The organism is Rhizobium sp. SVR5-2C, assembly GCF_056755115.1.
Genome location: NZ_JBNDHT010000161.1, coordinates 1 through 13,975, shown reverse-complemented (window position 1 = coordinate 13,975; position 13,975 = coordinate 1). Strand labels below are relative to the sequence as shown.

At 60.0% G+C, this 13,975-nt stretch carries 18 protein-coding genes and 1 tRNA gene; 13 read left to right on the top strand and 6 right to left on the bottom strand.

Features of this window, described 5'->3' with window-relative positions:
- On the bottom strand, window positions 1-471 hold a 471-nt coding region (locus ACPYOI_RS30775), incomplete at its 3' end, for a heavy-metal-associated domain-containing protein (RefSeq protein WP_481423818.1).
- Window positions 472-542: 71 nt separating this feature from the next.
- On the opposite strand from ACPYOI_RS30775, the gene ACPYOI_RS30770 reads away from it, so the two are divergent.
- Window positions 543-965 carry a MerR family transcriptional regulator gene (locus ACPYOI_RS30770; protein WP_168831591.1) on the top strand — a complete coding sequence of 141 codons (423 nt, stop codon included), beginning with the start codon at window positions 543-545 and terminating at the stop codon, window positions 963-965.
- 51 nt (window positions 966-1,016) lie between these two features.
- Window positions 1,017-1,439, top strand: a complete 423-nt coding sequence (locus ACPYOI_RS30765; protein ID WP_481415899.1) for a pyridoxamine 5'-phosphate oxidase family protein — start codon at window positions 1,017-1,019, stop codon at window positions 1,437-1,439.
- A 6-nt stretch (window positions 1,440-1,445) separates the two neighbouring features.
- Here the strand turns inward: ACPYOI_RS30765 and ACPYOI_RS30760 are convergent, their stop codons facing one another.
- Both ACPYOI_RS30760 and ACPYOI_RS30755 read right to left on the bottom strand, forming a co-directional pair.
- A complete protein-coding gene (locus tag ACPYOI_RS30760; protein ID WP_481415900.1) occupies window positions 1,446-2,114 on the bottom strand; it encodes a phosphoribosyltransferase in 669 nt (222 codons plus the stop codon).
- 2 nt (window positions 2,115-2,116) lie between these two features.
- Window positions 2,117-3,448: an erythromycin esterase family protein gene (locus ACPYOI_RS30755; RefSeq protein WP_481415901.1), complete on the bottom strand. Its 1,332-nt coding sequence runs from the start codon at window positions 3,446-3,448 to the stop codon at window positions 2,117-2,119.
- A 161-nt stretch (window positions 3,449-3,609) separates the two neighbouring features.
- Here ACPYOI_RS30755 and ACPYOI_RS30750 point away from each other — a divergent pair, with 161 nt between their 5' ends.
- The 5 genes from ACPYOI_RS30750 to ACPYOI_RS30730 all read left to right on the top strand — a co-directional run bounded on the left by ACPYOI_RS30750 (window position 3,610) and on the right by ACPYOI_RS30730 (window position 7,151).
- Complete coding sequence (locus ACPYOI_RS30750) at window positions 3,610-3,816, top strand: hypothetical protein (protein ID WP_481415902.1); 207 nt, start codon at window positions 3,610-3,612, stop codon at window positions 3,814-3,816.
- Between the two features lie 154 nt (window positions 3,817-3,970).
- The gene (gene mnmA / locus ACPYOI_RS30745; RefSeq protein WP_481415903.1) at window positions 3,971-5,170 is read left to right on the top strand and encodes a tRNA 2-thiouridine(34) synthase MnmA; all 1,200 of its coding nucleotides are present in this window, start codon (window positions 3,971-3,973) and stop codon (window positions 5,168-5,170) included.
- Between the two features lie 132 nt (window positions 5,171-5,302).
- Window positions 5,303-5,379, top strand: a tRNA-Met gene (locus tag ACPYOI_RS30740).
- A 468-nt stretch (window positions 5,380-5,847) separates the two neighbouring features.
- Complete coding sequence (locus ACPYOI_RS30735) at window positions 5,848-6,237, top strand: hypothetical protein (protein ID WP_481415904.1); 390 nt, start codon at window positions 5,848-5,850, stop codon at window positions 6,235-6,237.
- 248 nt (window positions 6,238-6,485) lie between these two features.
- Window positions 6,486-7,151, top strand: coding sequence for a hypothetical protein (locus ACPYOI_RS30730; protein WP_481415905.1), 666 nt, complete (start codon window positions 6,486-6,488; stop codon window positions 7,149-7,151).
- Window positions 7,152-7,220: 69 nt separating this feature from the next.
- On the opposite strand, the gene ACPYOI_RS30725 is transcribed toward ACPYOI_RS30730, so the two are convergent.
- The 3 genes from ACPYOI_RS30725 to ACPYOI_RS30715 form a co-directional block, all read right to left on the bottom strand.
- Window positions 7,221-7,709 carry a GAF domain-containing protein gene (locus ACPYOI_RS30725; RefSeq protein WP_481415906.1) on the bottom strand — a complete coding sequence of 163 codons (489 nt, stop codon included), beginning with the start codon at window positions 7,707-7,709 and terminating at the stop codon, window positions 7,221-7,223.
- 257 nt (window positions 7,710-7,966) lie between these two features.
- Window positions 7,967-8,665, bottom strand: coding sequence for a PIG-L deacetylase family protein (locus ACPYOI_RS30720; RefSeq protein ID WP_481415907.1), 699 nt, complete (start codon window positions 8,663-8,665; stop codon window positions 7,967-7,969).
- Between the two features lie 99 nt (window positions 8,666-8,764).
- Window positions 8,765-9,685 (bottom strand): LysR family transcriptional regulator, encoded by a 921-nt coding sequence (locus ACPYOI_RS30715; protein ID WP_481415908.1) that lies wholly within the window; start codon window positions 9,683-9,685, stop codon window positions 8,765-8,767.
- A 115-nt stretch (window positions 9,686-9,800) separates the two neighbouring features.
- Here ACPYOI_RS30715 and ACPYOI_RS30710 point away from each other — a divergent pair, with 115 nt between their 5' ends.
- From ACPYOI_RS30710 to ACPYOI_RS30685, 6 genes are all read left to right on the top strand, one after another.
- A complete protein-coding gene (locus tag ACPYOI_RS30710; RefSeq protein ID WP_481415909.1) occupies window positions 9,801-10,163 on the top strand; it encodes a helix-turn-helix domain-containing protein in 363 nt (120 codons plus the stop codon).
- 38 nt (window positions 10,164-10,201) lie between these two features.
- Entirely contained in the window at window positions 10,202-11,479 is a 1,278-nt protein-coding gene (andAc, locus tag ACPYOI_RS30705) for an anthranilate 1,2-dioxygenase large subunit AndAc (protein ID WP_481415910.1), read from the top strand.
- Between the two features lie 5 nt (window positions 11,480-11,484).
- Complete coding sequence (andAd, locus tag ACPYOI_RS30700) at window positions 11,485-11,955, top strand: anthranilate 1,2-dioxygenase small subunit AndAd (protein ID WP_481415911.1); 471 nt, start codon at window positions 11,485-11,487, stop codon at window positions 11,953-11,955.
- A gap of 13 nt (window positions 11,956-11,968) precedes the next feature.
- The gene (locus tag ACPYOI_RS30695) at window positions 11,969-12,277 is read left to right on the top strand and encodes a non-heme iron oxygenase ferredoxin subunit (RefSeq protein WP_481415912.1); all 309 of its coding nucleotides are present in this window, start codon (window positions 11,969-11,971) and stop codon (window positions 12,275-12,277) included.
- An 11-nt stretch (window positions 12,278-12,288) separates the two neighbouring features.
- Window positions 12,289-13,560, top strand: coding sequence for an NAD(P)/FAD-dependent oxidoreductase (locus ACPYOI_RS30690; RefSeq protein WP_481415913.1), 1,272 nt, complete (start codon window positions 12,289-12,291; stop codon window positions 13,558-13,560).
- Window positions 13,557-13,975 (top strand): dioxygenase (locus tag ACPYOI_RS30685; protein ID WP_481423817.1); only part of this gene is annotated, 419 nt, incomplete at its 3' end. The genes ACPYOI_RS30690 and ACPYOI_RS30685, both read left to right, overlap by 4 nt.

Here is a 13,975-nt window from a genome sequence, read left to right as displayed (position 1 = left end):
GGCGTAGGGGGCGATTGCCGGCAAGAGATGACCCACAACGTAGGCGGCGACGAGCGCCATTCCGGACAGGATCGTCAGGCGGCCTTTCTTGCTTTGCCACCAAGAGCCACTCAGCGATCCATGGTCATGGCCATGCAGCTCTGCGGCTTCCCTTTCAGGGTGCGCGTGCTCATGATCGGAATGGTCATGATGATGACCGGCATGATCGTGGCCATGGGCGTGCAAAGTATGGTCATGGTTCGGCGTCTTCCCGTGCATTGGCACAACCGAGTAACCGAGACCGGTCACTTTCTTCTCGATCGCCTTCAGATCACTGGTCCCGTCATGCCTGATGGTCATCGTGCCGCTGGTCACGGAGACCGAAACGTCCTCGACCCCGGCAATGCGGCGAACGGCCGTATCGATCTTGGCCGCACAGGATGCGCAGTCCATGCCGCCAACTCTGTATTTTGCCTGTGCCGCTTCCGCCATTTCGGATTTCCTTGTTCTTCAGCAGCTCTCTACCTACATGCTCTAGCGACTAGAGGTGCAAGAAGAAAATCATGAAAAAGATCACGATCGGCGATGCGGCGCGCCAGAGCGGCGTTAAAGTTCCGACAATCCGCTATTACGAGAGCATCGGCCTGCTTGCCGCTCCGAGCCGCAGCGAGGGTAACCAGCGTTCCTATGAGCCTGCTGATGTCCGCCGGCTTGCCTTCATCCGTCATGCGCGCGAGCTCGGTTTCGAAGTCGATGCCATTCGAACCCTGCTGACGCTGCAGGACGAGCCCGATCAACCTTGCGCTTCGGCCGATGCGATCGCCAAGGCGCGCCTCATCGAGGTCGAGCAGCGTATTCGCAGCCTCATGGCTTTGAAGGCTGAGCTGGAAATGATGGTTGAAGGCTGCGGCCACGGCCGGGTCGATCAGTGCCGGGTCATCGAAGTCCTTGCCGATCACGGCCAGTGTACGCACGCGCACCACTGAACTTAAAGCGCCGCAGATCGTTTCTCCTTTCCAGTCAAGGAGGAGAGAGCGATGCCACAGATGAGTCTTTCCGATATTTCCAAGAAGATGCGCGATATCGATATGGCGATGTTGTGCACCCATACCGAAGGCGGCGCCATCGCCGGTCGGCCGATGAGCAATAATCGCGACGTCGATTACGACGGCGACTCCTACTATTTCACATGGGAAGCTTCGCGCATGGTCGCTGATATCGAGAGCGATCCCAAGGTGTCTCTGACGTTCCAGGGAAAGAAAGCTTTCTCCATCGCCGTAGAAGGCATAGCCGAAGTGATCCGCGACAAGAAGGCTTTCAAAAAGCACTGGACGGATGACCTCGACAACTGGTTCACGGAGGGCATCGACACAAAAGGCGTCGCGATGATCAAGGTGCATGCCGATCGCCTTCATTACTGGAATGGCGAGGAGGATGGCGAGGTGAAGCTGAAACGGTGAATCGCCTCAGCCTTTGGAGAGGTCGCCTTGTCCTGCTCTCGCGAGCAACTCGGTGACCTCCTCGTCGCTGGTCTGGTCGAAATCCTCGTAGTGAAGGCTGACCGCCCGCAAATCTTCCGGTGCGGACAGGCAGACCACTTCGTCGACTTCCTTCTTCAGCTCCTCGATCACCGTTCGCGGCGCTACAGGGATCGCAAGTGTGACATGGCCCGCACCTGCCTGCCGCAGCCCTTTCAATCCGGCTTTTACCGATGCGCCGGTGGCAATGCCGTCGTCAACGAGAATGACGCTCCGGCCTGCAAGATCGATCGGCGTGCGGTTGCCGAGATACGTCTTTCGACGTCTTTCGATTTCCTCCAACTGTCTCGCCGCCTCCCGTTCGAAATAGTCCAGCGAAGCTCCGCAATAGGAAAGCGTGTCTTCGTTGATCACGCGCTGCGGATTTTTTCCATCGACCACGGCACCGATGGCGAATTCCGGATAACCCGGTGCGCCGATTTTGCGGACCAGCAAGATATCGAGCGGCGCCTGTAAACCGCGGGCAAGCTCAAAGGCGACCGGTACGCCGCCGCGGGGCAGACCAAGGACGACCGGGTCATCGTTCCGGGGGCCGATGGCTTCCACAAGCCTTCTGCCCGCGTCGGCACGATTGCGAAAGCGTGAGGGGTGCAGCATCGTCAAAGCCCAAAGGGGTAGGTTTCGGGCACGCCCTGCGGGCGAGCGGCCGAAAGCGGAGTTACAGCTTTCGCTTCTTCAAACCATATGTAGCAGTCGAACTGTTCGGGAAGCACGGCTTCGAAATAGTGACTGTAGAATTCGGTGTCCGGCCGGTAGACCACGCCGATGGCCCGCTCAAGGCGGCGATCCGACAGTGTCTCGCGCACCGTTCCGTCCCGGCCGACCCGCAGATCGGTGAGCGATCTCGGTATGGCCGTCTGTCTGAAAACACGCTCATAGGAATCCGGACGCGACGGAGTGACGGTTTTGATCTGCACCGGTTGATCCCAGTCGTCGGCCGCCGCCACCGTACCCCGGTCGGTGCCGAAGCCCACAAGCAGTGCCTCGTCGCCATAGGCGATGCGCGCAAGTTCCCCGATGTTGAACTGGCCGTCCCAGCCCATGGCGGTGGCCGCGGCGTTGCCGATGTGCGAATTATGGGCCCATACCACTGCCTTTGCCTCCGGCCGGTGTTCCACCAGCTTCTGAAGCGTTTCGAACATGTGTTTGTCACGCAGGTTCCAGGCATCATTGCCATGGCGGTACATTGCCCGGTAATAGTGCTCGGCGGTCGCGACGATGCGCGCGTTTTGGGCGACGTCCAGGAAGCCCTCGGCATCCTCGGCGGCATGGTCGAGTTCGCGGGCGAGCAGTTCCTGCAACTGGGCAACGACAGCCGGTTCGCATTCCTCCTGCGCGCCGGACCGGATGGCGCGGGCATAGCCTGCCGGCCGCTCCTGCCAAGGCGTCAGACATGCGTAACGGCGTCGTGCTTCCGCAGCCGCATCCGGGTCGACGCGCCGGAGATAATCGAGCACAGCCTTGATAGAACCGTGCAGGGAGTAGATATCCAGGCCGCGGAACTCAATGCGCCGATCCGGCGTCAGGTTTTCGTTGTGGCTGCGGAGCCACGAGACGAACTGCTCGAACTCGCGGTTCCGCCACATCCATTCGGGAAAGCGTACAAACGCCTCGGCATCGGGTGCTCGCGCATTGCGATGACGAACATACCGGTCAATGCGAGCGGCGTCGGGCCAGTCGGCCTCGACGGCAACGATGTTGAAGCCGTGATTTTCGATGAGGTTGCGCGTGATCGCGGTGCGCGCCTGGTAGAACTCAGCCGTGCCGTGAGATGCCTCGCCAAGCAGCACAACCTTCGAGCCGCCGATATACGGATCGAAGAAGGCGCCGAACTCAATTGTGTAAGCTGGGTCGGGCAGCGGTTCGCACGCATGGCAGATCGCATGTGCGATGCTGTCCGCCTGGTTGGGCTTACGCTCCAGGAGAGTCAATTGAACCTCCTTTTGAAATGTAACTGGCTGATTGCTTGCTCGTCGGCGAGGAGGCCGAGCGGTGCCGCCCATCGTTCGTTTCCTTGTACTAGAAACAAATTTCGGCTGCGATTGTTCCTAGGCAACAGGGCGGCGAGCCGACGGCGCCGACCACGGTTTCATTGCCAGGCAGCTCCACCGACACGTCCAGCTACGCCAAGGCGACATTGCTGATCGGCCGGCTGACGCAATTCTCACCGCTTGGCCCATTCAGCGTCGTCCTGATCGCAGCGCTTTCGGCGATCCGGATTGTGGTCGCGGTGAAGACGCTTGCAGGGACCCTCTACGGTACGCTCTTCTCTGACCCGAGCATGGAACCGCCGCGTTAACAGAGCCAAGTCCCCGCCTCTTGCGCGACACCTTGATCCTTTCTATATCCACGGCCACGAAGCCCGGCGGACGAACCCGCCGGAAGAGCAGGAAAATTCGCCGCATTTGCAGGGCAAAAGGCGGAGCGAAACAAGCACTGAATTGGCAACACCCGTGAATACACTGGATTTTGACAAGAAGCCGGAAGATACGCGCGTTGTCGTCGCCATGTCGGGCGGCGTCGACAGCTCTGTCGTTGCGGGCCTTTTGAAGCGCGAGGGCTACGATGTGCTCGGCATCACGCTGCAGCTCTACGATCATGGCGCTGCCGTTCACCGCGCCGGTTCCTGCTGTGCCGGGCAGGACATCGATGACGCCCGCCGCGTCTGCGAGACACTCGGTATTCCGCACTACGTACTCGATTACGAGAAGCGCTTCCGCGACACGGTCATCAATCCTTTCATGGAGAGCTATGTCGCCGGCGAGACGCCGATCCCCTGCGTCTCCTGCAATCAGACCGTCAAGTTCGCCGATCTTCTGGCGACCGCCAAGGAACTCGGCGCAGACGCGCTGGCGACCGGCCACTATATCCGCTCGCGGCCGAACCCGGCGCCGGGCAACCTTGGCCGCCGCGCGCTTTATCGCCCGGCCGACGCCGATCGCGATCAGAGCTACTTCCTCTTTGCGACCACTCAGGAGCAGATTGATTACCTGCGTTTCCCGCTCGGCGGACTGCCGAAGGCAGAGACCCGCAGGCTTGCCGAGGAAATGGGCCTCGTCGTCGCCAAGAAGGCGGACAGCCAGGACATCTGTTTCGTGCCGCAGGGCAAGTATTCGGACGTCATCAACAAGCTCAAGCCGAATTCCGCTCTTGCGGGCGAGATCGTGCATCTCGACGGGCGCGTGCTCGGCAGCCACGAGGGCATTCTCCACTATACGATCGGCCAGCGCCGTGGCATCGGCGTCGCCACCGGCGAGCCGCTCTATGTTGTTTTTCTCGATGCGCGCTCCCGCCGGGTCATCGTCGGCCCGAAGGAAGCGCTCGAGACACATCGCGTCTACCTCCGCGACGTCAACTGGCTGGGCGATGAGCCGCTCGCGGCGGCGGCGGCCGGCGAAGGTTTTGCCTGCTACGCGAAGGTTCGCTCCACCCGCGCGCCCGCACCTGCCGTTCTCCATGCCAATGCGGGCGGCATATATGTTGACCTGACGATCGGCGAGGCCGGCGTCGCGCCCGGCCAGGCCTGCGCACTCTATTCGGCGCCGGGCGATGATGCGCGCGTCTTCGGCGGCGGTTTCGTCGAGCGTTCCGAGCGCGAGCCTGCGGCGGAAGCTTCGCTGAGGGCATTGCTTTCCAGCCCGGTTGCCGCCTGAACCGGGCGCGAAAAGGACAAGTGGCCAGGTCGCGGTTTTCTTGAAATCACCTGCTTGACACCAGACAGGACCGCACCTTATAAGCCGCACATCCCACGAGCCGACGCTTCGCGACCGGCGTCGTTGACCAGTGGCGGAGTAGCTCAGTAGGTCAGAGCAGAGGAATCATAATCCTTGTGTCGGGGGTTCAAATCCCTCCTCCGCTACCACTGGAACCCATTGAAATGATTGGGTTTTCAGCCAGTGTGGCCGGACGCGAATTTCCGGAACTTTGACACGGGGTTCGGGAATTTCTAAATCCCGCTAGCTCGGCCATGTGTGGCGAGGCGCGACCTTCTGGACAAATCGGCGTTAGCTTCTGGACGGAAAAACAGGACTGCAGGCTGCAGCTGGAAACGACTACGCGCTTTTCACAGGGTACGTTAGGTCGCATTCTGCTGTTGACAAAAACCCTCTCACTGGTCCCACTGACCGACCACCCCGTTACCGGCTGCATCGGATCGGTCCATCCGATCGGCCAACCCATCACCCAATCCGAAAAGTTCGGGTTGAAGGTCAGGTCGTTGATCGGGGATCTCGGCCCAGCGTTCAAAGTGAGATAAAAGAGGAGGTCACAATGTCGCCGCAACTGACGATTTGCCTTGCGCGCGATTCCAACGGCTCAGGAGCCTTTCTTCATGATGAAATTCAGAATACTCGCCTTGGTGATGGCGATCATCGCGGCGGCTTGGCCTGCCCTTGCAGCACAATCGCCTTCCGATCCGCTTGTCGGTCGGGCTTGGGTCGAAACGAAACCGCAGACTGGTCTTCCCGGCGTCATGCTGGTCTTCCTCGCCGACGGCACGCTTTTGATGGATTCGTGCTGGGAAACATACGCGCTGCGGAAATGGACCCGTGCTTCGAAGGACGAGATCTCGTGGGACGAGGACGGCGCCCGGATCACGGCAAAGGTCCAGGCAGTTTCGCAATCGCAGCTTACGCTGCGGGTAAAGGCAGGCAGGGATTTGATCGAACACCGGTATACTGCCGGCGAGGCTCCTTTTGTGTGCCCGGAAATGAAGCGGTGAAGCATCAGCGCGGCCGGCGTCTATCCAGAAAAGCCGGCCGAGAGGGCATCGGGTAGGGAACGCTAACCTATCAGCCAACGGACTGGCTGGCCTTCCGTTAGGTAAAATTGACATCGTGGACGATTGAAGCGACGCTGGCGAACAGCGATTCGAATCGCGATTCCCTTCCTTTCGGCGGTTCGCATCGTCCCACGCGCAGCCCCTCTTTTATCGTTTGGAGTCGAAAGAGCTATCAAAGGATAAATGCCATGATACCTTCGAGTCTCTTCCACGATCTCATCGATGCCCAAATCGCGTTCAAAGTCGTGCAGAGGAACCTTAACGGTCCCAACTTCGTCTTCAGCGTACCGCGGGCGAAGGACGGGCAACTCCGGCTGACGATGCTTGGAGGTCAGGCTCTCGTCGGTTCGGCGGAAGCCGTGCTGGCTCGCCTGAACGCGCTTCTCTGCGAGAACGCCACGAGCCAGCCGCAGACGCTGTCACTCAGGCATGCCCCCGCCTCGGATAGCGGCAAGATCATAAGTTTTGTGATCCGTCCCGAGGCGGACAAGGGCAGGCAGCAGGGTATTCCTGACGAACTGTCTGTCGAATGCCATATCATGACTGGTGACTATCCGAACGTCGACCGCGAGATGGCGGTGGTGAGTGCAGTTGTAGGGAAGAAACAGAGCCTTCACCTTATGGAGCTGGTTGGCAAGGATAACTTCCAGGAGATCAGCCGGCTATCGCCTCACGCCCTTCCGAGGGAAATCCACGAGAAACTGGCGACGAATGGCTACTACGAAGAAAGCTTCATCGCCCTGTATGGAGAGGAAGCTCTCGAAAAGGCGAAAATGGAGCTGGAGGCCGCCTACAGTAACTGGACCGCCGCTGTCCTCGACGTCCTACACGCGCGTCGTCAAGGACTGATGTAGTCTTCAGAAGCGCCGCGGACTGGCTCCGAGGCCATGATGAGGTCGCGTCGCAGCGCCGGCGGGTACGAGCTATTGCCGGAAAGATGCGGCAAAGACTTCTGCCAGCCGCTCGATCCCCGCCTGATCATCACGGTCGAAACGCGATGGAATCGGGCTATCGAGATCGATGACGCCTATGATCTCGTCCGCATGTCGAATTGGCACCACCAGTTCCGAGCGCGATGCCGCGTCGCAGGCGATATGGCCTGGAAATGCGTGAACGTCCTCCACCAGGATGGATGCCCGATCGTTGACGGCGGTCCCGCAAACGCCGCGACCGACAGGAATGCGGACGCAGGCCGGCTTGCCCTGAAATGGTCCGAGCACCAGTTCGTCGTCCTTCAGGAAATAGAAGCCCGCCCAATTGAGGTCCGGCATCATCTGAAACATCAGGGCCGACGCATTGGCCGCATTGGCGACCATGTCAGTTTCCCCTTCCAGGAGCGCCTGCAGTTGCTGCGCCAGCACACGGTAGAACTCCGGCTTGTCGGTAGTCTCGATCAACGCTGTCTGGAACATTGCCACGCTCCTATCTTCATATCCTAGCCCGATGTAGGCTCTCTCTTCTTCTTTGCCAATGGCCCAAGCGCGGGCGATATGCGGACGCTCCACCGCCTGCCGGCATCTTGCAGTGGTCGTTGCGTTAAGAGTTTCGACCTCGGTATCGTAGCGCGCCTAGTCCAGTCTGACTTCGCGAAGCCGGCCCGTCGCCAACAGGTCCGGGTCCACTGACAGAGTCGAACGAATCCCAATTGAGATGGAGAATGAATGCAGGATCAGGCCGCCTCATCCTCAGTCGATCCGCTGATTTCCACAAAGGTTTCGTAACGTTCCAACTGCTGCCTGAGGTGACGAGTTTCGGCGTTCGGCGCCAACAGTGCTGTTTTATGGGCGACGATCCCGGCTTGCTTGGCTTGAAGCCGGGGAGCAATATTGAGGGGCCACACACCATCTGCCACCGGGGAATCCCCAAGATATGCAAGATGGCCCACCCCCGAACGGGCGGCGACTTCGGCCGCGATTCGGTGGGCGAGGATATGCTCGGGATCCCCCGCATTGGCCGCCGGAGAGCAGATGATCCCGCAGTCGCGCGCCCACATCACGACCGCGACGGCGTTGACGATAGCTTCGAACACCGGACCGCTCGATGGGACCGTTCCCTCATAAAGCCCCATCATGAGAAGGCGCTCGCTTGGCAGCCCGAGCCGCTCCAAGGCATCACGGGTCTCCCTTTCATGCAGCCGGGCAAGTTCATCGGGTGAATTGCGCGTCTCTTCCGGTCCCGTTTGGCTTCCGTCATCGACGACGATGACAAACGGCGGCCGGCCCCGACGGCAACATTCGGCGATGAGGCCTCCGCACCAGGCAGCTTCATCGCCGGGATGAGGCGACAGAACCAAAAGATTTTCTGTCTTGGTGATCATTGCCATCTTGTTCGCCGTCAGGCCTTTGGCGGCAAATGCATTGTCTTCCATGTTGATGGTCCTCAGTTGGTCCGATGGAAGCCAAACTTGCCCTGGCGCGCCGGCCAGTTGAAGCCGGCAGCTGCAAAATCTTGCGGGATTTGGATAGTCTCAGGACCCGTTATGCGTTTGTTCAACCCATTCACGATGATTGCTCATGCGATCCACCAGAAGATCGATGAGTGCGCGAACCTTTGCCGAGAGATAGCGCCGATGAGGATAGATCGCATTGATCGCGAACTCCGGCAAAACATAGTCCTCAAACAGCCGCACCAGCGTTCCGTCGGCAATGTCATCGGCAATGAGGAAGCTCGGAGCCACCAGGATGCCGATCCCCTCGAGCGCTAGCGATCGCAGCAGCTCGGCGCTCGTGGTCATGACATTGCCGCCGACCCGGACAGGAACAGCCTCACCGGAGGGTGTCTGAAAACGCCACTCGTTACCCGAAGGAAAGAACTGGTACTGGAGGCAGTTGCGGGCGGCAAGCTCGGTAGGATGCCGGGGTGCCGCGTGCTGCTTGAGATAGGCCGGCGAACAACACACGATCTGTCGCCAAGGCGATAGCCTCCTGATGATCAGACCAGAGTCCCGCGGAGTGACCGTTGGAAGCGCCAGATCGTAACCCTCCTCGATCAGATCGACGGCGCGTTCGCCCGAGACAAAGTCCAGACTGACGGCCGGATTCAGCCTGAGATATTCGGCGAAGATCGGTGCCACGAAGCGCACCAGGTGGGTATTCACATGGACGCGCAGCTTGCCGCGAGGGCTCGTCTGCATCGTTTCGACGATGCGGTCGGCATCATCGAGTTCGGTCAGAACCTGGCTTGAGCGCTCGTAATACAAACGCCCGATTTCCGTCAGCTTCACCTGACGGGTCGTCCGGTTGAGCAGACGTACGCCCAATCGGCCCTCCAGCGCCTGTACATGCCTGCTGACCATGTTGGCGGATAGGTTAAGGCGGCGACCGGCGGCCGAAAAGCTGCCGCATTCGACGACTTGGCAAAACGCCGTCAGGCTGGTCAGGCGATCCATCTATTATCTCCTCCTGGTTCGAGGTTATTCCCGAAAAACGCTGATTATCACACCCGGAGCCAATGTGCATACTCCCTTAAACGCAAGAGGAAGCGATGAGGGAGGAGGAACGACAATGCGTTATGAAAGCGTGCGGCAGCATCATGTTCGGCCCCGCTCTGTCCATCGGGCGATTAATTTCATGACGGCGCTCGTCCGCGAGCCGCTCTCGCTCAATGACATCGCCGCCGCTTCACAAGTTCCGGAGCGAACCCTGCTTGCGGCCTTCCAGATTTTCGAGGGTACGAGCCCGATGCGCTTCCTGCGAGACCTCAGGCTGGAGAGCGCGCGGCGAGACCTGAGCCGAGAGGGCGGCGCACGCTGCGTCTCCGAGGCTGCCGTTCGTGCCGGCTTCAGCCACTTGGGGCGCTTCGCCCGCTACTACGAAGAGCGTTTTGCGGAGCAGCCATCGGCGACCCTGCGTCGCACGAGATCGTGAAATTTTGAAGAACAATCTCACTTGAAACGGAGAAGACAATGCAGGAGCAACAGCCTGAGCGGCCAGTGGCCAATTTCCCGCATTCGGACGGATCGCGGGTGCCTTATAAGGTATTCAGCGACGACGAGGTCTATACGCTCGAACAGGACCAGATTTACCGCGGGCCCACCTGGAATTTCCTCGGCTTCGAGGTCGAGATTCCCAATCCCGGTGACTTCAAGAGCACCTTCGTCGGTGACACGCCCGTCGTCATGACGCGTGCAGAAGACGGCACGCTCGCAGCCTGGGTCAATCGCTGCGCCCATCGTGGGGCCGTTGTCTGTCGGTTCAAGCGCGGCAATGCGCTGTCGCACAGCTGCGTCTATCACCAATGGAGCTACGGAACGAAGGGCAACCTTCAGGGGGTACCGTTCAGGCGTGGTCAGAAAGACTCGACCGGAATGCCGAAGGATTTCGATACGAAGCAGCACAACCTCCGCCAGCTGAGAGTCGAGAGCTATCGCGGTCTGGTGTTTGCAACTTTCAGCGATACAGTCGCGCCGTTTACCGAGCATATCGGGCCAGTGATGCGCCACTATATCGACCGGTTGTTTCACAAGCCCATCGTCTATCTGGGCTGCACCCGGCAATATTCGGACAGCAACTGGAAGCTCTACACCGAGAACGTCAAGGACCCGTATCACGCCAGCCTCCTGCATCTCTTTACCGCGACCTTCAGCATCTTCCGCGTCGGCATGAAAGCGCATTGCGTCGCAGATGACGTCGATGGGCTGCACAGCATGATCTTCGTCGGCCGCAACGAGGAGGAAGCAAACTCCGAGGTCTATAAGGAGCAGAAGATCCGCTCCTACGATGAGGGCTTCCGGCTTGAGGATCCCTCGATTCTGGAGCTGGTGAAGGAGTTCGACGAGCCTGCAAGCACAGCGATCCAGTCGATCTTTCCGCAGCTTATCCTGCAACAGATCCACAATACGCTTTGCGCCCGACAACTGCTGCCGAAGGGTCCGAACCACTACGAATTGGTCTTCCATTTCTTCGGTTACGAGGACGACACGCCGGAACTGCGCGCCTTGCGCATCAAGCAGGCGAACCTCGTCGGCCCCGCCGGCTATGTGTCGATGGAGGACACCGAGGCGACGGAGCTTGTCCAGCGCGGCACGGCTCGTGACGGCGAACTGCATTCGGTGATCGAGATGTCGCGTGCCGCTCCCGATGAACAGAAGACGATGATCACCGAAAGCCTGATCCGCCGGTTCTGGGTCGGTTACCAGACCCTAATGGGATTTGATGCTGTCCTCCCCCAGGCCGCGGAGTAAGAGACATGGAAGATTTCATCATCGGTTTGCAGCTCGCGTCCCTCCAGGACAGCTACGTCGCTGCCATCGACAATGACAAACTCGAGGAATGGCCCGGTTTCTTCACCGAAGACGGACTTTACGAGATCATCTCGAAGGAGAATGTCGAGGACGGTCTGCCGGCTCCTGTCATCTATTGCGACAGTGCCAAGATGATCCGCGACCGGGTTCTGTCGCTTCGGAACGCCAACATCTACGAGAAGCCGTCCTATCGGCACTTTCTCTCCGGCATGGAATGGCGGGCGGAGGCGAACGGCTGGGCCGTATCGACGAACTATCTCGTCGTCAACACGGTCCAAAGCGGCTCCACGAGCGTCTACCAGGCAGGGCGTTACATCGATCACATCGTGCGCACGCCTCACGGTCTCCGTTTCAAGAAGAAGCGCTGCATCTTCGACACTTTGAGAGTGCAGACGCTGCTTGCCTATCCGATTTGAGCGGGAGGCGACCATGCCCGAATGGAAAGATGCAGCAGCAGTGTCGGACGTCGTAGAGGATGAGGTCCATGGCGTCACCGTCGCAGGAACTCCGATCGCGCTCTTCCGGCTCGCCGATGGCGTGTTTGCCCTTCACGATCTCTGCTCCCACGGCCAAGCCCGTCTTTCGGATGGTTTCGTCGATGGCGACTGTGTCGAGTGCCCCCTCCATCAGGGGCTGATCGGCATCCGTGACGGTTCACCCTGTTCGGCACCCGTGACCGCCCCGGTCCAAAGCATTCCGACCCGCATCGTTGGTGAGCGGATCGAGGTATCTCTTTGAGGAACCGCATCATGTCTACCGAAGACAACACTTTTGTCATAATAGGCGCCGGCCAGGCCGGCGCCTGGATTGCCCGAACACTTCGCTCCGAAGGTTTCGATGGTCGGGTCGTGTTGATTGGCGATGAATTCCACTGGCCCTACGAGCGTCCTCCACTTTCGAAGGACTTCCTGAGCGGGACCTCGGCGCCCGAAAGCTTCGCGCTTCTGACAACAGAACTCGCGGCGAGCGAGGGTATCGAGTTCTGGCGCGGTACACGCGTCACTCAAATCGACCGCCGGAAACACCTTATCGTGTGTTCGGATGGACGCTCCCTCCGCTATCGCAAGCTGTTCCTTACGACCGGCGGTCGGCCCAAGATACTGCCCGGCCTGGACGACGAAAATCTCGCACGCGTTCATGCGCTCCGCACCCAGTCCGACGCGTTGCGGCTGCGCTCGGCCCTTGCTGAGTCCGGCAGCCTGCTCGTCATCGGAGGCGGCTGGATCGGGCTTGAGGTGGCCGCGACCGCGCGGCTTGCCGGTGTCGAGGTCACCGTGTTGGAAGCCGGATCCCGTCTGTGCGCCCGCACCGTGCCGCAAGTCGTATCGGATTTTCTTCTCGACCTGCACCGCTCCAACGGCGTGTCGGTAAGGACGTCTGCCAGCCTTTCCGGAATCAGCAGCGGAGAATTTGGCGTGACGGCAACACTCGCCGACGGCGAAGTTCTCACCGCCGACCACGTACTCGTTGGGATAGGCATAACTCCAAACAGCGAACTTGCAGCGAGTTGCGGCTTGCCGGTTCGCAACGGCATCGTTGTCGACCTTCAGGGAAGGACCGCGGATCCCGACATTTTTGCCGCTGGCGACGTGGCCGTTCACCCCAGTGATTTTGCCGGACAGGAGATCCGGCTGGAAACCTGGGCGAACGCGCAGAACCAGGCGATTTGCGCAGCCGGGGCCGCGCTCGGAAAAGCCGGCCGCTATATCGAAATTCCGTGGTTCTGGTCGGACCAATATACCACGAACCTGCAATGCTTGGGGCTGCCGCAGCAAGCCGACCGCGCGATTATGCGCGGCAACCTCGATGCTGGCGGCGGATGCTGGCTGTTCCTGAAGTCCGATGGACGCCTGGCCGGCGCCACCGCTGTCAATGCGCCCCGCGAGATCCGCGCGCTTCGCAAAACATTCGCTCAAGGGCGAATGCCCGAGCCCGCAGCGTGGGCCGATAACAAATGCCCGCTGCAGAGCTTGCCCACTATTCCGCTTTCAACAACTGCAACCGTGGAGGAGATGTTATGAGCAGTTATCTGGTAGACACCGACGAGGTGAAGAACCTCATCGCCAAAGCGTCCGGACTAGACCAGCCGGGCTGCAATGAGCGCCTCAAAACGATCGTCCAGCAAATTTTGTCGGACCTTTTCCGAACGATAGAAAAATTCGACCTCACGCCGACCGAGTTCTGGACGGCGGCAAGTTACATCACCAGGCTTGGCCAGGCGAACGAGGCCGGCTTGTTAATTGCCGGTCTCGGCATCGAGCGCTTCCTCGACATCGTCATGGACGAGCAGGAGCGGCGCGCCGGCCTTTCAGGCGGCACGCCGCGCACGATCGAAGGGCCGCTCTGGATTGCGAACGCTCCTCTGGAAAAAGGCTTCGCACGTCTCGATCAGGATACTGAAGACGGGGTCGTCCTCTTCATGGAAGGTCAGGTGAA